Below are 22,064 nucleotides of genomic sequence, written 5' to 3'. Positions count from 1 at the left end.
GCTCCGGGTCTTTAGCGTCTCAAATGGAAGGGCGTTCTGTCAACCTTGCCGTGTCTTCAAGCCGTGCGACCTCCTCGTGCATGCCTCGCTTCAGCGCATCTGCAAAGCGTGACAGCCGATCAGAGCGACGGTCAGAGGTATGCCGGACAAGGTAGAATGATCTTGTGAGGGCAACCTGATCGGTCAAGACGATCTGCAGTTCTGGTGCAAACGGAAGGGCGAAGTCATGCACGATACCAACGCCCGATTGCCGGATCATCTGCAACTGAACAGCAACTGAGTTCGATGCCATTCGCGCCCCTGATGCGCCGATCTCGCCCAGATAATCCAGTTCTTTGTCAAAGATCATGTCAGGAATGTAGCCAACGATCTGACGATCCTTCAGATCGGTCAATTGATGCAGTGGCGGCGCATCGGCGCGCATGGCAAGATGCAGATGGTAGTCCGTTATTTTTTGTACACTCAAACGTCCCGCTGCCGGCCTGCTGACAGCGATGGCCATATCAGCTTCGCGCCGGGATAAATTGACGACGCGGGGCAAGGCTAGAATTTGCACCTCCAGATCAGGGTTGTCCTTTTGGATTGCGGCACAGACCTGCGGCAACAGAAAATTCGCGGCACCGTCGGGGGCACCAATCCTGATCTGCCCCGTCAAAGCCGCCGACCCACCCTGCCCTTCGTCGCGCGCCCGCTTCAGCAACACTTCCGCCTCTGCCGCACGATCCCGCATGCGTTCACCAAGATCGGTCAGGGCATAACCTTGCGGTGATTTGACAAAAAGCGCAGCGCCCAGACTGCGCTCCAATCTTGTAATCCGACGCCCCAATGTCGATGGATCCATTTTCAAAACAGGTGCTGCTCCTGACAAACCCTCAGCCCGCGCCACGGCAAGAAACACGCGCATGTCGTCCCAATTATCCATTCAATACCAATATTTTTGCAAAATGATTTTGAGATAATCTGTCTTTTACGGCCAAAAATGCAAGCCTATACTGCAAACAACATGCAACGGAGGATCCCATGCAAGAGCTGACCCACTACATCGGTGGCGAACACGTCAAAGGCACGTCTGGCCGCTTTGCCGACGTCTTCAACCCAGCAACAGGCGAGGTTCAGGCCAAGGTTCCGCTGGCGAATGGCGAAGAAATGACCAAAGCTGTGGCCATCGCCGCACAAGCCCAACCCGCATGGGCCGCAGTGAACCCCCAACGTCGTGCCCGGGTCATGATGGCCTTTGTCGGCCTTTTGAACCGCGACATGGACAAACTCGCCGAGGCTCTTAGCCGCGAACATGGCAAAACCCTGCCCGACGCAAAAGGCGATGTAATTCGCGGTCTGGAAGTTGTGGAATACTGCATCGGCGCGCCGCAATTGCTGAAGGGCGAATTCACAGACAGCGCGGGCCCCGGAATTGATATGTATTCGATGAAACAGGCCTTGGGTGTTACCGCCGGCATTACGCCCTTCAATTTCCCGGCGATGATCCCGATGTGGATGTTCGCCCCCGCCATCGTCTGCGGCAACGCTTTTATCCTCAAACCATCAGAGCGCGATCCCTCCGTGCCTTTGATGCTTGCCGAACTCATGGAAGAGGCGGGGCTACCAAAGGGCATCTTGCAGGTAGTCAACGGCGACAAGGAAGCGGTTGATGCAATACTTTATGACGACACAATCCAATCCGTTGGCTTCGTTGGATCCACGCCAATTGCCGAATATATCTACGGCACCGGCTGCGCGCAGGGTAAGCGGGTGCAGTGCTTTGGCGGGGCAAAGAACCACATGATCATCATGCCCGACGCCGATATGGAGCAAGCCGCCGACGCACTTGTCGGGGCCGGTTACGGTGCTGCTGGTGAACGCTGCATGGCCATCTCTGTCGCGGTTGCCGTTGGCGACGACACCGCAGATCGTTTGCTCGACAAACTGGTACCAAAAGTTGAGGCGCTGAAGGTCGGGCCCTACACGTCCGGCAATGACGTGGACTATGGCCCGGTGGTGACGGCTGCTGCCAAAGAAAATATCGGTCGTTTGGTGCAATCCGGTATCGATCAAGGCGCTAAGCTGGTTGTTGACGGACGGGATTTCAGCTTGCAGGGCTATGAAGATGGTTTTTTTGTCGGGGCGCATTTGTTCGACAACGTCACCAAGGATATGGACATCTACAAAACCGAAATCTTTGGCCCCGTTCTGTCCACGATGCGCGCGCAGTCCTATGAAGAAGCGATCGGCCTCGCGATGGACCACGAATACGGCAACGGCACTGCGATCTTCACCCGCGATGGCGACACGGCCCGCGACTTCGCCTCACGGATCAATATCGGGATGGTCGGCATCAACGTCCCAATCCCCGTTCCTCTGGCCTACCACACATTTGGGGGTTGGAAGAAATCCATGTTTGGCGACTTGAACCAGCATGGCCCCGATGCGTTCAAATTCTACACACGGACCAAGACGATTACATCACGCTGGCCATCTGGGATTAAGGAAGGCGGCGAATTCTCCATCCCGCTGATGGAATAACACAAAGGCCGCAGCACACTTAGTCTGGATGGTAAAGGCTACTTTTCTGACCGCGTGCTGCGCGCCAGACACCAAAACCACGGCCCAGTATCCGCATCGCAAGCGGCACAGTCTTACGGCCATTAAACGGAGCGCGCAGCAGCAATATTGACGCCTTAAGTGTACTACGCGTCAAACGCCAAAGCGCATTGATTTGTGAGGGTGCATGCCCAGACCGCATCAGACTGGTCGCGTACTGATCGCGCGACCGACTAAACAGATAGGAAAACGTCAACCGGTCCGGCGGCCACATCTCATATGTGCGCGCGTCGCTGGCATAGCCAGTGATGCCGCCAGCGCTCTGGAAATCCATCCAAAATTTGGTGTCCGACCCACCTGTAAATCGGTAACTCTCATCAAAACGCACGCCCAACTCTCTTTGACGGGCAAGCCGCAGCATCCAGTTGTTGGTATAGACACTTATGGTGGCCTCGCGGTCCGTCATCGTCTTCATCGCACGCGCACCATGCACGCGACTCATTATCGTCATATGATGTTGCAGAACCAGTTCATTTTCGCGCGTCAGCGGCACATCCGGATCGGCCAGATAGGTGCGCGGGCCACCACACAAATCGAGCCCTCGCAACGACATGCTGGCATAAAGCATCAGCAGCCATTCATGATGAACAATCTGATCATCATCGACAAACGTCAGAAAATCGCACCCATCGGCAATGGCCATGTCCAACACGCAGTTGCGCGCCAGCGGGATGCCACGCCCGCTTTCAAGCGTGTATCTAATCTCAAAGGGGACCGTGGTGCGCCACCCATCAATCATTGCGTCAAGGGTCGACGCGTCGTCATTCTCTGCAATGAGGATCACACATTCAACGCCCTCAGGGACACGCAATTTGGCAAAGCTTTGGATCAAACGCGCAAGGCCGGCTGGCCTTTGATGAGTGATGATCCCAAGACCGATACGCACATGTTGCGTCGTCATCAGATTGCTTCTCCTGCGATGGGCTGACTGGTGGGTAACTATCCGCAAACAAGAATGATTAAATCGACACGCAGGACAAGCAGACTTTCAAACGATGTGAGGAAAAATGGACTTTGGACTAAGCGAAGAGCAGACCGCAATTTTTGAAATGGCCCAGAGCTTTGGGCAAGAGCACATAGCGCCCCATGCACGCACCTGGGAAAGCGATGGGAGCATTCCCAAGGATCTTTGGCCGAAATTGGCAGAGTTGGGTTTTGGCGGTCTTTACGTATCAGAAGAGAGTGGTGGTTCCGGTTTATCACGGCTTGAGGGAACGCTGGTGTTTGAGGCGTTGTCCCAATCATGCGCGTCTGTTGCCGCCTTTTTGTCAATCCATAACATGTGCGCCAAAATGATCGACGCCTACGGATCAGACGCGCTAAAATCCCGCGTCTTACCAAAAGTAATGACGATGGAAACAATTCTGTCATATTGTTTGACTGAACCGGGATCTGGATCAGATGCGGCGGCTCTTCGGACAAAGGCAACGCTGACAAACGAGGGATATCAACTCACAGGAACCAAGGCATTCATCTCTGGGGGCGGATATTCCGATGCTTATATCGTGATGGCGCGTACCAGTGATGACGGCCCCAAGGGGATCAGCGCGATTTTAGTCGAAGATGGCGCGTCGGGGCTTTCATTTGGCGGTCTCGAAGACAAAATGGGGTGGAAGTCGCAACCCACTCGGCAGGTCCAAATGGACAACTGCCCGGCCCCGGCCGAGAACCTGCTTGGCGAAGAGGGCAAGGGGTTCAAATACGCAATGGCTGGTCTGGACGGTGGGCGCCTGAACATCGCTGCTTGCTCTTTGGGTGCAGCACAAACCGCCCTCGACCAGACGCTGATATATATGTCCGAACGCAAAGCGTTCGGGACCTCCATCGACCAGTTTCAAGGACTCCAGTTCAGGCTGGCTGACATGGAAATCGCATTGCAGTCCGCGCGCACGTTCTTGCGCCAAGCCGCATGGAAACTCGACACAGGGGCAAGTGATGCAACCAAATTCTGTGCAATGGCCAAGAAGCTTTGCACCGAAGCTGGCAGCGACGTCGCAGATCAGTGCCTGCAACTGCATGGTGGTTACGGATATCTGGCCGACTATGGGGTCGAAAAGATTCTCCGTGATTTGCGCGTTCACCAAATCCTTGAGGGCACTAACGAAATCATGCGACTGATCACGGCGCGCGACCTTATCAAATGAGCGAAATCATCATTCGCAAATCTGGCCGGGCCGGACATATCACGCTGAACCGTCCCCAAGCGCTTAATGCGCTGACGTGGGATATGTGCCTCTCGATTGAGACGGCGCTCGATGGGTGGGGCGCCGATCCTGATGTAGACCTCATCATCATTGATGGCGCTGGCGACAGAGCCTTCTGCTCAGGAGGCGACATCGCTGAGATGTACGCCGCCGGGCAGCGGTCCGACTACGACTATGGACGGCGTTTCTGGCGGGATGAATATCGGCTGAACGCAAAGATCCACAACTATGAAAAACCCATAGTTACTTTCCTGCAAGGCTTTACGATGGGCGGCGGGGTCGGTGTGGGATGCCATGCAACCCACCGTATCGTGTGCGAGAACAGCCAAATCGCGATGCCGGAATGCAGCATCGGTCTGATACCCGATGTTGGCGGCTCACTCCTTCTTGCCAACGCGCCCGGCCATTGCGGTGAGTTCCTTGGCCTGAGCGGGGACCGCATGGATGCGGGGGATGCGATCTACGCTGGCTTCGCGGATCACTTCATCACGCAAGACAAATGGGACGACCTCAAGACGGCCCTGATTGAGACTGGCACGACGGACACCATCGTAGAAGCGCGCGAACCCCAGCCCATTGCGCGCCTCAACGGGTGGCAAGCAGACATCGACAATTGTTTTGGCGGGCAAACACTCTCAGATATCTATCGCACAGTGTCAGATTGGCAGAGCGCGGCAACGTCTCATGTCCGCAAGTTGATTGACAGGAACGCGCCACTGGCAATGGCTGTTGCCATGCAGGTCATCAGACAGGCCCGGAAAGACCCCCGGATTGAAACTGCCCTCGATCATGAGTTTCGCTATACCTACCGTTGTGTCGCTCAGGGCGACTTTATTGAAGGCATTCGCGCGGCGATCATCGACCGGGACCGTGCCCCGAAATGGCAACACGCGAATTGGAAGGACGTCTCCGCAGAAGACATCGCAAAAATGACCGATGACTTGGGCGACAACGCATTGGAATGGAAGGCAGCATCATGAAAATCGGTTTTATTGGCTTGGGGAACATGGGCGGACCGATGGCCGCCAACCTTGCAAAAACCCATCAGGTCGTTGGGTTTGACACCGTCGCTCAGCCTGCCGGCCTCACGCTTGCAAATAGTGCAGCAGAGGCTGCGACAGATGCTGACGTCGTCATCACCATGTTGCCCAACGGTGAAATTCTACGCCGTGTCGCGGCGGACATACATGCTGTCATGGCGACAGGAAGCATCCACATGGATTGCTCCACCGTTGACGTCGAAAGCGCGCGCGTGGTCGCCGCCCAAGCTGCGTCCGCCGGACTACAGGCTATCGACGCCCCGGTGTCAGGCGGCATTGGCGGGGCAACAAATGGGACACTGACTTTCATGGCCGGTGGACCGGCAGAGGCGTTTGCGACCGTCGGTCCCCTGCTCGACATCATGGGGCAAAAGGCGGTGTATTGCGGTGATGCCGGAAACGGTCAGGCTGCAAAAATCTGCAATAATATGATCCTCGGGGCCACAATGATCGCGACAAGCGAAGCCTTCGTGCTCGCGGACAAACTGGGGCTGGACCGGCAGTCCATGTTCGATGTGGTCAGCACCTCATCAGGTTATTCTTGGTCGATGAACGCCTACTGCCCGGCCCCGGGCGTTGGCCCGCAAAGCCCCGCCGACAATGACTATCAGCCGGGGTTTGCAGCCGAGTTGATGCTCAAAGACCTCAACCTGTCGCAAATGGCCGCCGCTGCGGTGGATGCGGACACACCCATGGGCCGCGCCGCCCGCGACCTCTATGCACAATTTGTGGAGGACGAAGACGGCGAAGGTAAGGACTTTTCAGCCATGCTGCCAAGGTTCGAAAAACGCAAACGCCCCTGACTTTCTTGGTCCGGGCAAACGGACCAAGGGAGGCACCCGCAAAATTCTAGAATTTTTGGGCCCTACTCTGCCGCAACCTTCTGCGCGTTCAGCATTTCTTTAAGGTAGCGCCCCGTATGACTCTCCGCGACCCCCGCCACCTTTTCCGGGGTCCCGGTCGCCACGATCTTTCCGCCGCCGTCCCCACCTTCGGGGCCGATGTCGATAATATGGTCTGCTGTCTTCACCACATCCAGATTATGTTCGATCACAATAACAGAGTTTCCCTGGTCAACCAGTTCATGCAGCACTTCCAACAACTTACGCACATCTTCAAAATGCAAACCCGTGGTCGGCTCATCGAGAATATAAAGCGTGCGCCCGGTCGATTGCCGCGCCAATTCCTTACTCAACTTGACCCGTTGGGCCTCGCCACCTGACAAAGTCGTCGCCTGCTGACCAACCTTGATGTAGCCCAGACCAACACGCATCAAAGCATCCATCTTTGACCGGATCGACGGGACGGCCGTAAAGAACGTCTGCGCATCCTCAACGGTCATATCCAACACATCGGCAATAGATTTGCCTTTGAACTTGATCTCAAGCGTTTCGCGATTGTAGCGCGCGCCCTTGCAGGTTTCGCAGGTCACATAAACGTCCGGCAGAAAGTGCATCTCGATCTTGATGACACCGTCACCCTGACAGGCCTCGCAGCGTCCACCCTTGACGTTGAAACTGAACCGCCCGGGCTTGTAGCCACGAGCTTTCGCCTCTGGCATACCTGCAAACCATTCGCGGATCGGCGTAAAAGCCCCGGTATAGGTCGCGGGGTTCGACCGCGGTGTGCGCCCGATGGGGCGTTGATCAATGTCGATGACCTTATCGAGATGCTCAAACCCCTTGATCGTCTCGCAAGGCCCCGGTGTTTGTCGGGCCCCATTCAGCTTCATCGAGGCGTTCTTGAACAGCGTTTCAATCGTCAGCGTGGACTTCCCGCCACCAGACACGCCGGTGACACAGGTGAAAACACCAAGCGGAAAATCCACCGTCACATTTTGCAGGTTATTGCCCGTCGCTTTCACAACGCTCAGCTTCTTGGCCTTCGGCTTTCGGCGCTTGGCCGGCACCGCAATTTCGCGGGCACCAATCAAATATTGCCCTGTCACCGACCCCTCGGTCGCCATAATCTCTTGTGGGGTGCCCTTGGCCACCACCTGACCACCATGAACCCCAGCCCCCGGACCAATATCGAAAACATAATCAGCCTCGCGGATCGCCTCTTCATCATGTTCGACCACAATCACGGTATTCCCCTGATCACGCAGATTCTTCAGCGTGGTCAGAAGACGGTCGTTATCGCGCTGGTGCAGGCCAATCGACGGCTCATCGAGCACATAAAGAACACCCTGCAAGCCAGAACCGATTTGACTGGCCAATCTGATCCGCTGGCTTTCACCACCCGACAGCGTGCCGGAATTGCGCGACAATGTCAGATACTCCAGTCCAACGTTGTTCAGAAAGCCCAGACGTTCACGGATTTCCTTCAAAATCGCTGCAGCGATCTCGTTCTTTTGTTTGGTCAGCGCAGCAGGCACCTCTTGGCACCAGTCGTAAGCCTCTTTGATGGACATCTGCACGACCTGACCGACATGTAGTCCACCGATCTTGACCGCCAAAGCCTCTTCCCGCAAACGGTAGCCGCCGCAGGTACCGCAATTGCGGTTGTTCTGGAAATTCTCAAACTCCTCGCGGATCCAGTTGCTGTCCGTCTCGCGATAGCGGCGTTCCATATTTGGGATCACGCCCTCGAACGCGCGCTCTACCTGATAGACGCGCCCGCCCTCGTCATAACGGAACTTGATCTCTTCTTTGCCGGACCCCCGCAGGAATACCTCTTGCACCTTCGGATCAAGATCCTTCCAGCGCGCGTTCTTGTTGAAACCATAATGCTTGGCAATCGCCTCAATGGTTTGCAAGAAATAGGGCGATTTGCCCTTACGCCATGGGGCCAAAGCACCATCGGCGATCTTTAGGGTTACATCGGGCACGACCAGTTGTTCATCAAAGAACAACTCCACCCCCAAACCATCACATGACGGACAGGCCCCGAAGGGCGCGTTGAAAGAAAACAGGCGCGGTTCAATCTCGGGGATCGTGAAACCGGACACCGGACAGGCGAAATTCTCGGAAAAGGTCAGGCGCTCTGGATCGCCCTCTTTCGGGGCCGTTTCCAGAATGGCAATCCCATCGGCCAAGTCGAGTGCTGTGCGGAAACTATCGGCCAGCCGGGTCTCTAGCCCTTCGCGCACAACAATCCGGTCGACGACCACATCAATGTCATGGCGGAACTTCTTGTCCAGCGTTGGCGGCTCATCCAACTCATAGAACTCACCATCAACCTTCACCCGTTGAAAACCCTGCTTGCGCAGTTCCAGAAATTCCTTGCGGTACTCGCCCTTGCGGTCGCGGATGATTGGGGCCAGTAGATAGCCGCGCGTGCCTTCTTCCAGTGCCATGACACGGTCGACCATGTCCTGCACCTGTTGCGCTTCAATCGGCAAACCGGTGGTCGGGCTGAACGGCGTACCTGCGCGGGCGAACAACAAACGCAAGTAGTCATAAATCTCAGTGATCGTGCCGACGGTCGAACGGGGGTTCTTGGACGTCGTCTTTTGCTCAATTGAAATCGCAGGCGACAGGCCAGAGATGTGATCCACATCCGGCTTTTCCATCATATCTAAAAACTGGCGCGCATAGGCCGACAGCGATTCCACATAGCGCCGCTGCCCTTCGGCATAGATGGTATCAAAGGCCAGCGACGACTTGCCCGATCCCGATAGCCCGGTGATCACCACAAGCTGATCGCGCGGAATATCCACGTCGATGTTTTTGAGGTTATGTTCGCGCGCGCCGCGTACTTCGATGTTCTTCAGCTCAGCCATGTCGACCCCCAGGACTTCTGCCCTATCAGATAGCAGGCCCAAGCAGACCTGCCACCCCAGATTTAGAACAAAATAGGAACATATGCAAAATTATTCGCCGCCCCCTCATGACACCAACTGACATGGGTCAGTGGTCAGAAATTCCGGACTTGTCGCACGATTCTTCTAGCGGTCTTCTGGACGGCATGTTTTCCTGAGGGAAAATGATCTACCCAAGGAGCTCTCATGCGGTTTTTGCCCACCTGTATTTTACTTGGAAGCCTCTCTACGGCCGCAACGGCCCAAGACCAACCCAACACAATTTTGGTGATTGATGGCTCTGGGTCGATGTGGGGGCAGATTGACGGCACCGCAAAGATCACAATCGCACAAGAGGTTGTCGGCGGCCTGCTCGCAGACTTCCCCGACGACCAAGGCCTTGGCCTGACCGTCTATGGTCATCGCGAACGGGGCAATTGCACCGATATCGAAACCATCGTCGCCCCTGTTCCCGGCACAGTCGATCAAATCGTCACAGCCGTGAACGGTATCAGCCCGCTTGGCAAAACGCCCATGACAGACGCCGTGATCGCAGCAGCAGAAGCGCTGCGATACACAGAAGACAGCGCGACGGTGATTCTGGTGTCTGACGGTGTGGAGACCTGCAACCCCGACCCATGCGCCGCCGCGCGCGTATTGGAAGAGGCAGGCGTCAACTTTACCGCCCATGTCGTAGGCTTTGACGTATCAGACCCCGAAGCGCTGGCACAAATGCAATGCATCGCAGAAGAAACCGGCGGGCAGTTCCTGACGGCGTCCAATGCCGATGAACTTGACCTTGCGATGACCGCAATGGTGATGGAGCCCGCACCCGAACCAGAACCCGTCTTAATTCCCGTCACTTTCACAGCCTACATCGGTGACGACAAAGCGCTGATCGACACGCCGATCCTATGGGACATCAATGACGGCAATGGACTGATCGCAGAAGATGCGATCGGCAACCCCCTCACCTTTGATCTGCCAGAGGGTGCCTACACCGCCAGCGCATATTCCGTCGCTGGCGAAGACACCGGTGATGCACAGTTCGTCGTGGTCAGCAGTGGCACAGCCGTCGAAGTGTTCTTTGCAGAAAAGCTACCGACCGCGCGGATCATCGCGCCCGCAACGGCACCGGTTGGCGCAACTATTCAGGTTGGCTGGGAAGGCCCCGCGATGGCGTCCGACTACATCGGGATTGGCTTGGCTGATGCCGAAAGCAGCGCACGTTGGGAAAACTCCACCATTACGCGCACCGGCAATCCAAGTGAGCTTGAGTTGCCCATGACACCGGGTGACTATCTGATCACTTACTTCTTGGGCGATAGCCGCACCGCGATTGGCGAGGCCGCCATCACCCTCACCCCGGTCGAAGGCACGATTGACGCCTCTGCCGAGGCTTTGGCCGGTTCCGAAATCACTGTTGGCTGGACCGGGCCGGACTACAACCGGGACTATATTGGAATTGGAAAAGTTGGTGCAGAAGGCAGCGCCCGTTGGGACAACTTCTACTACACCCTCGGCAAAAGCCCTCAAAAGCTCGAAATGCCCACCGCGCCGGGTGACTACATCATCGGCTATTTCTTCGGCCAAGACCGCAGCATCCTGACGAGCGTACCGATATCGGTCCTTGCGGTAAGCGCCACACTCGATGCCCCCGCCGAAGGCCAAGCAGGTTCCATGATTTCTGTAGCATGGGAGGGGCCAAATTACCCCGGCGATTATATCGGGATCGGTGCCGCTGACGCGGAAGGGAATGCGCAGTGGGACGAATACTTTAACGTGGCAAGCGGCTCGCCCTCGCAACTTGAAGTGCCGACAGAACCCGGCGACTACCTGATCACATACTTCTTTGGGCAAGACCGCAGCGTTCTGACCTCCGTCCCCTTCACAGTAACTGAAACCCGCGCGTCAATCACGGCCCCCGCAGAGGCAGAGGCAGGTTCTGTTATTTCAATAGATTGGACCGGACCGAACTATGAGGGCGATTACATCGGCATTGGGAAGCCCGACGCCGAAGGTAGCGCGCGTTGGACAAATTTTTTCTACTTTGACGGCGGTTCGCCAGCCGAACTGACCGTGCCGACAGAGCCCGGCGATTACCTGATCCAATATTTCCTTGGGCAAGATCGCAGCGTTCTGGCCTCAGTCCCGTTCACGGCTACGACCGTCGGCGCAAGCCTGACCCTGCCTGCCGAAGCTGTCGCAGGATCAACGATATCGGTCAACTGGTCCGGGCCTGCATACGACAGCGACTACGTTGGTATCGGGTTGGCCAACGCCGAAGGCACGGCGCGCTGGACCAACTTTTTCTACCTTGAAGACGGCTCTCCGTCGGACCTATTGGTGCCCGTGACCCCCGGCGACTATCTGGTGCAGTACTTTTTGGGCCAGGATCAGGAAGTGCTCGCATCCGAGACTTTGACAGTAACACCAGCCAAGGTCACCCTGACCGCACCTGACACCGCTGTCGCCGGATCAACGATACAGATAGGCCATGACGGTCCCGACTATGACAGTGACTATGTCGGGATCGGGCCGGTCGGCGCAGAAGGCACCGCGCGTTGGGAAAACTATACCTATACCCGCGATGGCAACCCACTGGATGTTTTGGTGCCCATCGTGCCGGGCGACTACCTGATCCAGTATTTCGCAGGCCAAGATCAGTCGATCCTGCAAACGTCTGCCATCACCGTCACGGGGTTTGAGGTTCAGCTGATCGCACCTGACACCGCCGCACCGGGCAGCGACCTGACAATCGGATGGGACGGACCGGGCTATGATGGTGACTATATCGGGGTTGGCCCCGTTGGCGCAGAAGGCAGCGCGCGGTGGCAGACCTATATCTATCACGGCACAGAAAACCCGGTCACACTGACGCTGCCAGAGGAGCCGGGCGACTATCTGATCCAATATTTCACGGGGCAAGGTGAGTTATCAGTCGGGTCACGCCCATTGGTGATCGAATAAGAAAAGCCCGCCTCGGATCAAACCAAGGCGGGCACTTTGACACTTAAGCCATGGTCGCGACCCACATCACATGTGGATGACGCGGTCATAGGCGTCCAGCACGCTTTCATGCATCATTTCTGACAATGTAGGGTGCGGGAATACTGTGTTCATCAGGTCTTCCTCAGTAGTCTCGAGTTGGCGACCCACAACATAACCTTGGATCAGCTCGGTGACCTCAGCACCCACCATATGTGCGCCGAGCAACTCACCGGTTTTGGCGTCAAAGACGGTCTTGATCATGCCCTCAGGCTCGCCCAAAGCAATCGCCTTGCCGTTGCCGATGAAGGGGAAACGACCCACTTTGACGTCATAGCCCAGTTCTTTGGCTTTCGCCTCCGAATAGCCAACAGAGGCCACCTGCGGATGGCAATACGTACAGCCCGCAATGCTCTCTGGTTTGACCGGATGGGCATGTTTGCCAGCAATCAGATCAGCAACCATCACACCTTCGTGGCTGGCTTTATGGGCCAACCACGGGGCACCCGCGATATCGCCGATGGCATAAAGACCTTCGACACCGGTGCGGCAGAACTCATCCGTGACAACATGGGTGCGGTCGATTTTGACGCCCAGCTCTTCCAGGCCCAGCCCCTCAACATTGCCGACAATCCCAACAGCAGAGATGACGGTATCAAACTCCATCTTCTCGGTCTTGCCGCCTGTCTCGATATGCGCGGTCACCTTGCCTTTGCCGCGGTCCAACTGCTTGACCATAGATTTCTCCATGATCTTCATGCCTTGCTTGACGAACTGCTTTTTGGCGAATGCTGAAATCTCGGCGTCTTCAACGGGCAGCACGCGGTCCATAACTTCAACGACAGTCGTGTCAGCACCCAGTGTGTTGTAGAAACTGGCAAATTCGATCCCGATCGCACCAGAGCCGATGACCAGCAATTTCTTTGGCATCTTCTTGGGCTCAAGCGCGTGCTTATAAGTCCAAACCAGATCGCCATCCGCCTCTAGCCCCGGCAATTCGCGTGCACGGGCGCCAGTGGCCAGAACGATGTTCTTGGCGGTCAACGTATCGGTGCCCTTCTCGCCTTTGACAGACACCTTGCCCTTCGCCGGGATCGTCGCCTCGCCCATGAAGACGGTGACTTTGTTTTTCTTCATCAGATGGCCAATACCGCCTGACAGTTGCCCCGCAACACCCCGGCTGCGCTTAACGACCGCGTCCAGATCATAATCGACACCCGTCGCCTTGAGGCCAAATTCCTTGGCGCGGTGCATCAGGTGGAATACTTCCGAGGACCGCAACATCGCTTTTGTCGGGATACAGCCCCAGTTCAGGCAGATGCCACCCAGATGTTCGCGTTCCACAATGGCGACCTTCATCCCCAATTGCGCGCCCCGGATTGCAGCCACATAGCCGCCCGGTCCGGCACCAATTACGATCAGGTCAAAGTTCTGCGCTGCCATGCGTGTAGCCCTCCAGTTCCAAATTTAGTTGAACACTAAACTACTTTTCGCACGACCTCTAGTGACCTTAGGTCATATCAGCTACCCAATAGGTGCAAGACGCCTTATTTTGCTGATGATTGCTGCGCGCGAATTGCCGCACCATAGCCGCCGGAATCCAAAAATACTTGCTCAGCCGGTGTGGTTTTGCGTCCCAAAGCGTCATTGCGATAGGGGAATCTCCCGAAATCGCGGATGACGGCGCGGTGCGCGCAGGCGTGATCGACGTTGTTGGCACCATGTTCTGGCATACGGGTATGGATTAGTCGGACAGCACGATCCTGATCGCAAAGATTTTCGGCGTGCATCAATGGCAGGTAAAAAAACTGGCGCGCAGGTTCATCAATTTTCATGTCCCATTTGCGGTCAATCGCCATCTTGGCCGCAGCACGCGCCACATCATCCGTCGCAAAAGCATCGCCGCTATCACGAAACATATTCCGCGGAAATTGGTCAGTGAGAATGATGTAGGCCAGTGTCCCCGAAGGATATGTCAGCCAAAGCCCAAGCGCGCCCTCAGCGGCCTCTTGCCATGTAGCGCCAAACCGTTCCCTGATATCGTTATCAAATTCAGGATCAGATTTATACCAATCGGCTGGTGAACACTCATCCAGCCAGAACGCCAATACCTCGTCGGGGGTTGCCACAGCACCGCTCCTTGGTGGTTTACAATTTCTTTACAATTGCAAACAGACAAATCTGCGTCTGACAAGTCCTTTGATCCTGACCCTGTTCACTTGATCTTTCGAAGTGACACTTTCGTCAGTTCTGTGCGGTATCATCCTCCATCGCGGCTTCTTCCTCGATATAGTATTCTTGGGCCCATTCCGCTGCAATCGGGGTCGATGCCGCAGACACAGGCGCGTAGCTGACATAGTCTGTCTCAATGTCATCACGGCTACGTCGCGTTGAACGGTAAAGACCATAGCCGCCGACTGCGGCCATCAATATCCCGGTGAACAGCCAGAACCCGTTGTCACCAATCAAATCCATCATCAGGCCCACGGTCAGCGGCCCTAAGATCGCGCCAACCCCATTGATGAACAACAGCCCACCAGATGCCGCCGCCATATCCTCTTTCTCCAGATAGTCATTGAGGTATGCGATCAACAACGCATAAAGCGGGTTTGACGTGCCGCCGACAATCGCGCCACTCAGCACGATCAGGTAGAAATACCCCGGCACAAGGAATGCGATCATGGATCCGGCCGCCCCCAAGAGGGACACCCAGATAATCAGAATACGCCGATCCATGCGATCTGAGAGCCAGCCAATGGGATATTGCAAAACCAGTGCGGCGACATAAATCGCCGAAATAAAGAACGAGATTTCACCAACGCTCAGCCCGACACGGCTGCCATAGACCGCGGACATGCCAAACTGTGCAGAGAACACGCCACCCAGCATGAACATCCCCACGCAAGCCAAGGGCGACGCCTTGATCAGATCGCGAAGCCGCATTGGCTTGGTCGTTTCAAACGCGGGCATCGGTTTGACAGACAGCAATACTGGCGCAAAAGCCAGCGACACCAGAATAGACGGGATAATAAACAACACATAGCCTGCAACGTCGCCGGTCGTCACGATCCACTGGGCAAAGACGATGCCTGCCATCTGCACGATCATATAAACCGACAATGACTTGCCGCGGTTTTCATTGCTGGAGGCATCGTTCAGCCAGCTTTCGGCGGTGATATAAACACCACAAAAGCAAAACCCTATGATCACGCGGCCAATCGCCCAAGGCAGCGGGTCGACCAGCACCGGATATGCGATCAGAACTGCGGATATCATTGATCCCAAAGCGGCAAAGACACGAACATGCCCAACCCTGCGGATCAACTCAGGTGTGAACCGCGAGCTGAACAAAAAACCCAGAAAGTACGCTGACATCACAATCGACAGCGCCAGCGTGCTAAAGCCTTCGGCCTCGCCGCGCAAACCCAGCAGCGTGCCTTGCAGGCCGTTTCCAACCATCAACATGAACATGCCGACAAACAAGGCCCAAGAGCCTGTGAATACTTGGAACATCGTGCGCCCTTTCCGGCCAAAGCAGAACCGCCCTATCACACGATTCTAAACCAAAAACATCACACAATAGCGACGTGGTCTCGCTCGTTCGCGCCCTATCCCTTCGGCAAAAGCAACGAGCTGTCACCATAAGAGAAGAAACGATAATTTTCTGCTATGGCATGATCATAAATCGCCCGGATCGTGTCCGTGCCCATCAGGGCCGATACCAGCATCATCAATGTGGATTTGGGCAAATGAAAGTTGGTCATCAGACCGTCGGCAATCTGAAACGCAAAGCCCGGCGTAATGAAAATATCCGTGGGGCCTGTCCACGACTGCATCAGGTTATGTCGTGCTGCACTTTCGATCAGCCGCAACGCCGTCGTGCCCACCGGGATCACCCGGTGGCCGGCAGCTTTGGTTGCGTTGATCTCTTCTGCGGCCTGCGGCGTGACCTCACCCCACTCGGCATGCATTTTGTGATCGCGCACATCGTCAACCTTGACCGGCAGGAATGTCCCCGCCCCCACATGCAACGTCACATGGGTAAACTGCACGCCACGTGCTGCGAGGGCATCCAATAGCGGACCATCAAAGTGTAGTGACGCTGTTGGTGCCGCGACGGCACCCGCATGGCGTGCCCAATAGGTCTGATAGTCGTCCTTATCCGCCTCATCCGCCGGACGCTTGCCTGCAATATAGGGTGGCAATGGCATTGCGCCCACCGCGTTCAACGCCGCATCAAAGTCGTCGCCCTTCAGATTGAACGCAAGGTAGCCTTGCCCGTCACCGCGCCCTACGACTTCGGCGCTCAGGTCATCAGAGAAGACAATCACCTCACCATCCCGCACCTTCTTCAGTGGCTTGATCAAAGCCGACCAAGCACCATCAGGACGCGGCTCCAGCAGCGTGACGTCCATCTTGGCGGCAGTGTCACCCGCCTCGCCCGACCGGTGTCGCAAACCAAAAAGGCGTGCAGGGATTACTTTGGTATCATTCAGGATCAGACGATCACCGGGCTGCAAAATATCGGGCAATTGATTGACAATGCGGTCTTCGATCGCACGTCCCTGCGCCAGCAAAAGACGCGCCGAAGATCGTGGGCGGGCCGGGCGCGTTGCGATCAAACGCTCCGGCAGGTCAAAGTCAAATTCGCTCAGCTTCATTGGGGGATGTCCGGCGCAGGTCTGCGGAATATCTCGCGAAACATGCCCGGCGTCAGTGCAGACAGCGGGTTTACACCAACCTGCGGCGCATCCGATGTGCCGCGGATAGTGTAGTTAAAGCCAATCAGCCCTTCGCCCCGGCGGGTCAAGAAAGATCCGATACTGTTGACCAAAAAAATGGAGACACGACGCCCTGCAGATCAAGTTGTTTGCTGGCGAGCGTGTAGAGCCCATCAATCGAAATGCCAAGCCCCGGGCCGACAGCACTTGCCTCGGTGATAATCACGCGCTCGGGCGTCAGTCGAAACCGCGCATCGACCTCATCAAAGGCCAGTCCCTGCCCGTCAAGCTGCTGCAGCAATCCCACAACGCTGATTGCATCCAACAAGGCGGCCATAGCCGGTGCATCCCGTACCCGGATGTCACGAACACGCAATGTGCCATCAAAGGTCCCCGCTGCGCCCTCTGGCAAAAGCGTCAGGTCGACCGTGCCCCCAATGGCACTGCGCATCAGGCCGGCAGCACGCAGCACTGCACCTGCATCGTCACTGCGCAATTGCACGCCGGAACGGCCACCCCGTGGTGCGACAGTTCCTGTAACAGTCGCAGCACCATTCAGCGCACCCGTAAACTGCCCGCGGAACCCATCCTGACTGCGAAAGTCACCACGAAACCTCGTCAACGCGATCCCTTCAGTGACCTGCAGCCTGTCAAGGATGATGCTGACAGGCCCACCATTGCTTTGGCCGGTACCAAATTCCGCGTTGCGCAAGTCAAGCGAGCCACCCCGGATTTCGACGCCCAAAGGTTGCCCCACACCGCGGCCACGCAAAGTGAGTGGCGCATCAAACCAATCGCCGACACGCAGTTGCGAAAACTGTGCGGCCTCCAATTGGCCTGTGGCACTGACATCAATCCGACCCCGCGCTTGCAGGCCGCCACCCGCGATTTCCAAGGTTTCAATCGCTGGGGCCGCTCCTAACGAACCGGCGACAGTCAGGCTGCCAGCAGTACGCGGCCCTTTTGACCAACCCACCGCCGGGATACCGACGGTCAAACCACGCAGATCAGAGGTCAATTGAAATGCCGGTGGCCTGCCCTGCCGAAAATCAACGGACAACGTCCCAGACCCATTGCCTGCGATACTGCCGGGCGGCAAGGCAATGCCAAACTCGTCCAAAAAAGCCTGTGACAAAGCAACGTCCGCCCGCAACTGGCTGCCGGGGCGATCCGGGTCGCCAAACCGCTGATCCCACGCGCCAGCCGCCGCGACGTCGCCAAGCCGGGCGGGCCCGGCAATGTTCACCCCGCGTCGGCTGGCTGTAACCTCAAGACGCGGTGCGGCAAAGGTACGGCCAGGCATCAGTGTTTGGCTGCGCACATTGCGCAGCTGCGATGTCAATTCAAACAGAATACTGTCAGGATCAGGTTGCGGCATCAACGGCCATGTCACTTGTCCCTGGATCGCGGCACGCCCGTCAGCAATCGTTACGGGCAAATTGGCCTTATCCATGAATTGGAAAGGACGTCGGTTCAACACGGACAGGCCCGCGGTCAGCGAACTGTCAATCTTCAGGTCCACAATGGCAGGCGATGGGTCTAACCGCATATCGACCATCGTAAAGCTTGATCCCGCAAACTGCATCGGACCACCTTGCGGTGCAGTCAACACCCCGTCGTCGATCGTGACGGCAAAGCTGTTGTTTTCAACGCTACCCACACCCTTTGCTTGTCGGATAGGGGGAATGTCGCCCAGAAACTTCACCGTCGTGCCCGTAAACTCAAACCCAAGGGCCACCTGCGTTGCGTGTTCAGGGGCACGCCGAACACCGGCGTTCAGGTTGAACAACTGACCGTCGCTTAGGTTGTTGGACACCCAGGCGCGCGTGCCCCTCTTGATGGTCAGAGGCCAGAACGCCAAAAGCCTGTCAGGCGTGATCTGGTTGATCTGCGTATCAAAGGCAAGATCCCAGCCTGTATCGGTCGCAACAATCCTGCCGTTACCGCGCACGCGGGTGTCATCGTCGATCACAACCATTTCGCCAATCTCAACCGTGAACGGATCAAAGCGCAGGCGCAGATCCGCAGCCGCCTGCTGAATTTGAGGTGGCGTCTCGAAAACCCCGGTGGGTTCAGTGCAATATCGCTGAACTGAAACTGTGCCAGCAGGGCGCGGGGCAACCCATCAGTGAAGTCACGCAGGTAGGCATCACCACTTGCACGCAAGCTGCCCCACTCGGTCTTCAGCGCTATTTCGCTAAAGGCGATCCGGTCCCGCGCCGGGTCGTAGGTGAAGTAAGCGCGCGCATCATCAAAGGCGATTGGCTGTGTCGCCGGGTTCGGTTGCAAAACGCCCCGGCCAATCTCAAGCGAGGCGTTCAACGGCCCCAACGCGCCATCCTCATCCAATTCGGTGCGCAAAGCAGCACTAATCGGTGCGTCCACGCCGCGCAACCAACTCAGCGCAGGCGATTGCGCGGCAATATCGGTCGCGACCGCATCATCAAGCGTCAGGCTCACTGCCGCAGAACGACGACCGCGCGGGCTCGCATAGGTCAGGCTCACGTTGGTGACCCCTGCCCGGCCCGACAAAAGCGAAAAATTGCCGCGCATGGATGTCTCTCCGCCACGCAGATCGAGAGACACGACACCGCCATCAACAATCCAGCTTCGGCCGGCCCGGGCATCATCAAAATTCACAACCAACCCATCCGCCCGGACGGTTTCCAATGCTTCCAAAGCCGGACGTTCAAAGACCTGATCAAATTGTTCAAGCAATGCAGGCAGCGATGCCGCTTCACCCAAGGCCGTCCCCTCGGCACTAAATGCAAAAGAGACTTCGCCACTTCTGGCACGTCGCAAATTTACCTGCGCGCCGATCAACCGAACATCCTGCATCAGAACGTCTTGTTGCAGGATCAGGCCGCGCGGCGAAATCAGTCCCTCAACTATTGGTACACGGGTCAGGGTCAGACCTCCGCGGTCCACCAACCGCGTATCAACGATGCGCACGGTTGGGTGCATATCCCAACCAATCCGCATCGTGATTGCCCCGAAGTCTAAAGTCGCATCATCCAGCAATGTCTCCGCCCGGGCTTCAATTCGTTCGGTGATCCAACTGGGGGCGGTAATATCGCGGTCGATGATCATCACCGCAGCAGCAGCGGCAAAAACGAGCGGTAGCAAACAAACCACAAAAAGGGCGCGCAGCCGAAATACCCAAGGATGCATGCCCTTCGGGCGCTGCGGCTCAGCTTTGGTTTCGCGTTGTTTTTGGGTCGCCGGGTCCATCTTCTCTCGAGTTTTAGGGGCAATTGCGCCACAGGTCTTTATCTTTGCCTGTCACGGACTAAAACAAAACCAAGAAGTTAACACGACGCAAAGGATATATCATGACCCAGCCCTCCGTCGGCGATAAAGCCCCAGACATCAGCCTGCCCCGTGATGGCGGCGAGATGGTGAAGCTGTCAGACTTTGCAGGCAAGAAGGTCGTGCTCTATTTCTATCCAAAAGATGACACGCCCGGCTGCACGAAAGAGGCGATCGGCTTCACTGAAGCCGTAGATGCCTTCGCCGCACGCGACACCGTGATCCTGGGCGTATCAAAGGACAGCGTCAAAAAGCATGACAAATTTGTCGCCAAACATGAGCTGAAGATCGCGCTCTTGTCAGACGAAGACGGCGATGTCTGCGAACGCTATGGCACATGGGTTGAAAAGAGCATGTACGGCAAAACCTACATGGGCATAGAACGGGCAACCTATTTGATCGACGCAGACGGCAAGATCGCACAAGCGTGGCGCAAAGTCCGCGTACCCGGCCATGTCGATGCCGTGCTTGAAGCGGTCCGCGCCCTGTGACCCTGACCGAAATGGCCGTGGCGGTTCTGACGACCGCGGACGGTCGGGCAAAAACGGCCCTTTCGCGCCAATACGCAGCGCAATGGCAAGCCGCACGCGCAGCCGGTGAAAACATCGCAATAGGCAACGCAAAACCACCGCGACTGCCTGCCCGTCCGGACAAGCCGGAACTGCTCAATCCGCGCGACGTCCCGCATCGCAAGCCGGGAACAGAGGCCGGGCGCATCGCGTTATTGCACGCCGTTGCGCATATCGAACTGAATGCGGTCGATCTGCATTGGGATATCATTGCGCGGTTCTCCGACACCAAATTACCCATCGGATACTACGATGACTGGGTCAAAGCCGCAGACGAAGAATCAAAACATTTCAATCTGATGTGCGACTGTCTTGAAGCCTTGGACAGTCGCTATGGCGCACTGCCTGCGCATGCTGGTATGTGGCGGGCCGCAGAAGACACTGCCGACGATCTGATGGGGCGGCTGGCCGTTGTCCCTATGGTGCTGGAAGCGCGGGGGCTGGACGTCACACCCGGAATGATCAAGATCTTCAAGCAGGCAAAACTGACCGATGCTGTGGCGGCACTCGAGACGATATACGCCGAAGAGGTGCATCACGTCGCCTATGGATCCAAGTGGTTCCACTTTCTATGCGGACGGCATGATCTGGATCCGACAGGCGTATTCCACGACCTTGTGCGCAAGTATTTCCACGGGCCGCTCAAACCACCCTTCAATGAAGAAAAACGCGCAGAGGCCGGCATCCCACCAGACTTCTACTGGCCGCTTTCGGGCACCTGACAAGCTGCCCATAGGTCAACCAAACCATAGGCAATTCCCCGCCCAGCACTCAATAAACGAAGGTTTTCTGCACAAAAAGCGCGCAATATTCTTGCAGGGACGCAATGAGGCATTTAAACGGTTTCAAGACTTGCCGGGTGGGCTCCGGCGATAAGCAAACGGGACAGGACA

General features: G+C 56.6%; 17 protein-coding genes. 7 read left to right on the top strand and 10 right to left on the bottom strand.

Annotated elements, in window-relative coordinates; all coding sequences use genetic code 11:
* Nucleotides 1-19: 19 nt before the first annotated feature.
* A complete protein-coding gene (locus ACZ1G5_RS16945; RefSeq protein WP_472733961.1) occupies nucleotides 20-922 on the bottom strand; it encodes a LysR family transcriptional regulator in 903 nt (300 codons plus the stop codon).
* A gap of 98 nt (nucleotides 923-1,020) precedes the next feature.
* Between ACZ1G5_RS16945 and ACZ1G5_RS16940 the strand changes: the two genes are divergently transcribed.
* Complete coding sequence (locus tag ACZ1G5_RS16940; protein WP_472733960.1) at nucleotides 1,021-2,520, top strand: CoA-acylating methylmalonate-semialdehyde dehydrogenase; 1,500 nt, start codon at nucleotides 1,021-1,023, stop codon at nucleotides 2,518-2,520.
* 19 nt (nucleotides 2,521-2,539) lie between these two features.
* Here ACZ1G5_RS16940 and ACZ1G5_RS16935 read toward each other — a convergent pair whose 3' ends face one another.
* A complete protein-coding gene (locus ACZ1G5_RS16935) occupies nucleotides 2,540-3,499 on the bottom strand; it encodes a glycosyltransferase family A protein (protein WP_472733959.1) in 960 nt (319 codons plus the stop codon).
* A 106-nt stretch (nucleotides 3,500-3,605) separates the two neighbouring features.
* Here ACZ1G5_RS16935 and ACZ1G5_RS16930 point away from each other — a divergent pair, with 106 nt between their 5' ends.
* From ACZ1G5_RS16930 to mmsB, 3 genes are read left to right on the top strand one after another with little or no spacing between them, the layout of a single operon-like run.
* The gene (locus ACZ1G5_RS16930; protein ID WP_472733958.1) at nucleotides 3,606-4,742 is read left to right on the top strand and encodes an acyl-CoA dehydrogenase family protein; all 1,137 of its coding nucleotides are present in this window, start codon (nucleotides 3,606-3,608) and stop codon (nucleotides 4,740-4,742) included.
* The gene (locus ACZ1G5_RS16925) at nucleotides 4,739-5,782 is read left to right on the top strand and encodes an enoyl-CoA hydratase/isomerase family protein (protein ID WP_472733957.1); all 1,044 of its coding nucleotides are present in this window, start codon (nucleotides 4,739-4,741) and stop codon (nucleotides 5,780-5,782) included. The genes ACZ1G5_RS16930 and ACZ1G5_RS16925 overlap by 4 nt, the downstream gene beginning before the upstream one ends.
* Nucleotides 5,779-6,645, top strand: coding sequence for a 3-hydroxyisobutyrate dehydrogenase (gene mmsB / locus ACZ1G5_RS16920; protein WP_472733956.1), 867 nt, complete (start codon nucleotides 5,779-5,781; stop codon nucleotides 6,643-6,645). Before ACZ1G5_RS16925 ends, mmsB begins: the two co-directional genes overlap by 4 nt.
* Before the next feature lie 62 nt (nucleotides 6,646-6,707).
* Here the strand turns inward: mmsB and uvrA are convergent, their stop codons facing one another.
* The gene (uvrA, locus tag ACZ1G5_RS16915; RefSeq protein ID WP_472733955.1) at nucleotides 6,708-9,566 is read right to left on the bottom strand and encodes an excinuclease ABC subunit UvrA; all 2,859 of its coding nucleotides are present in this window, start codon (nucleotides 9,564-9,566) and stop codon (nucleotides 6,708-6,710) included.
* Between the two features lie 225 nt (nucleotides 9,567-9,791).
* Here uvrA and ACZ1G5_RS16910 point away from each other — a divergent pair, with 225 nt between their 5' ends.
* Complete coding sequence (locus tag ACZ1G5_RS16910) at nucleotides 9,792-12,554, top strand: vWA domain-containing protein (protein ID WP_472733954.1); 2,763 nt, start codon at nucleotides 9,792-9,794, stop codon at nucleotides 12,552-12,554.
* 66 nt (nucleotides 12,555-12,620) lie between these two features.
* Here ACZ1G5_RS16910 and lpdA read toward each other — a convergent pair whose 3' ends face one another.
* The 7 genes from lpdA to ACZ1G5_RS16875 form a co-directional block, all read right to left on the bottom strand.
* On the bottom strand, nucleotides 12,621-14,015 hold the full coding sequence (gene lpdA / locus ACZ1G5_RS16905) for a dihydrolipoyl dehydrogenase (RefSeq protein ID WP_472733953.1): 1,395 nt from the start codon (nucleotides 14,013-14,015) through the stop codon (nucleotides 12,621-12,623).
* A 104-nt stretch (nucleotides 14,016-14,119) separates the two neighbouring features.
* Entirely contained in the window at nucleotides 14,120-14,701 is a 582-nt protein-coding gene (locus ACZ1G5_RS16900) for a DUF924 family protein (protein WP_472733952.1), read from the bottom strand.
* Nucleotides 14,702-14,816: 115 nt separating this feature from the next.
* Nucleotides 14,817-16,085, bottom strand: a complete 1,269-nt coding sequence (locus ACZ1G5_RS16895) for an MFS transporter (RefSeq protein WP_472733951.1) — start codon at nucleotides 16,083-16,085, stop codon at nucleotides 14,817-14,819.
* A 95-nt stretch (nucleotides 16,086-16,180) separates the two neighbouring features.
* Nucleotides 16,181-17,233 (bottom strand): tRNA preQ1(34) S-adenosylmethionine ribosyltransferase-isomerase QueA, encoded by a 1,053-nt coding sequence (queA, locus tag ACZ1G5_RS16890; protein ID WP_472733950.1) that lies wholly within the window; start codon nucleotides 17,231-17,233, stop codon nucleotides 16,181-16,183.
* Entirely contained in the window at nucleotides 17,230-17,382 is a 153-nt protein-coding gene (locus ACZ1G5_RS16885; protein ID WP_472733949.1) for a hypothetical protein, read from the bottom strand. Before ACZ1G5_RS16885 ends, queA begins: the two co-directional genes overlap by 4 nt.
* Nucleotides 17,379-19,265 carry a hypothetical protein gene (locus ACZ1G5_RS16880; RefSeq protein ID WP_472733948.1) on the bottom strand — a complete coding sequence of 629 codons (1,887 nt, stop codon included), beginning with the start codon at nucleotides 19,263-19,265 and terminating at the stop codon, nucleotides 17,379-17,381. Before ACZ1G5_RS16880 ends, ACZ1G5_RS16885 begins: the two co-directional genes overlap by 4 nt.
* Nucleotides 19,262-20,524 carry an AsmA family protein gene (locus ACZ1G5_RS16875; RefSeq protein ID WP_472733947.1) on the bottom strand — a complete coding sequence of 421 codons (1,263 nt, stop codon included), beginning with the start codon at nucleotides 20,522-20,524 and terminating at the stop codon, nucleotides 19,262-19,264. Before ACZ1G5_RS16875 ends, ACZ1G5_RS16880 begins: the two co-directional genes overlap by 4 nt.
* Nucleotides 20,525-20,625: 101 nt before the next feature.
* Between ACZ1G5_RS16875 and bcp the strand changes: the two genes are divergently transcribed.
* The gene (gene bcp / locus ACZ1G5_RS16870) at nucleotides 20,626-21,093 is read left to right on the top strand and encodes a thioredoxin-dependent thiol peroxidase (RefSeq protein ID WP_472733946.1); all 468 of its coding nucleotides are present in this window, start codon (nucleotides 20,626-20,628) and stop codon (nucleotides 21,091-21,093) included.
* Between the two features lie 11 nt (nucleotides 21,094-21,104).
* Complete coding sequence (locus tag ACZ1G5_RS16865) at nucleotides 21,105-21,893, top strand: ferritin-like domain-containing protein (RefSeq protein WP_472734365.1); 789 nt, start codon at nucleotides 21,105-21,107, stop codon at nucleotides 21,891-21,893.
* The last annotated feature ends 171 nt before the right edge of the window (nucleotides 21,894-22,064 follow it).

The organism is Yoonia sp. JB2-21 (assembly GCF_055693545.1).
The sequence above is the reverse complement of the archived record's forward strand: the minus strand, read 5'-3'. Positions and strand labels throughout refer to the sequence as shown.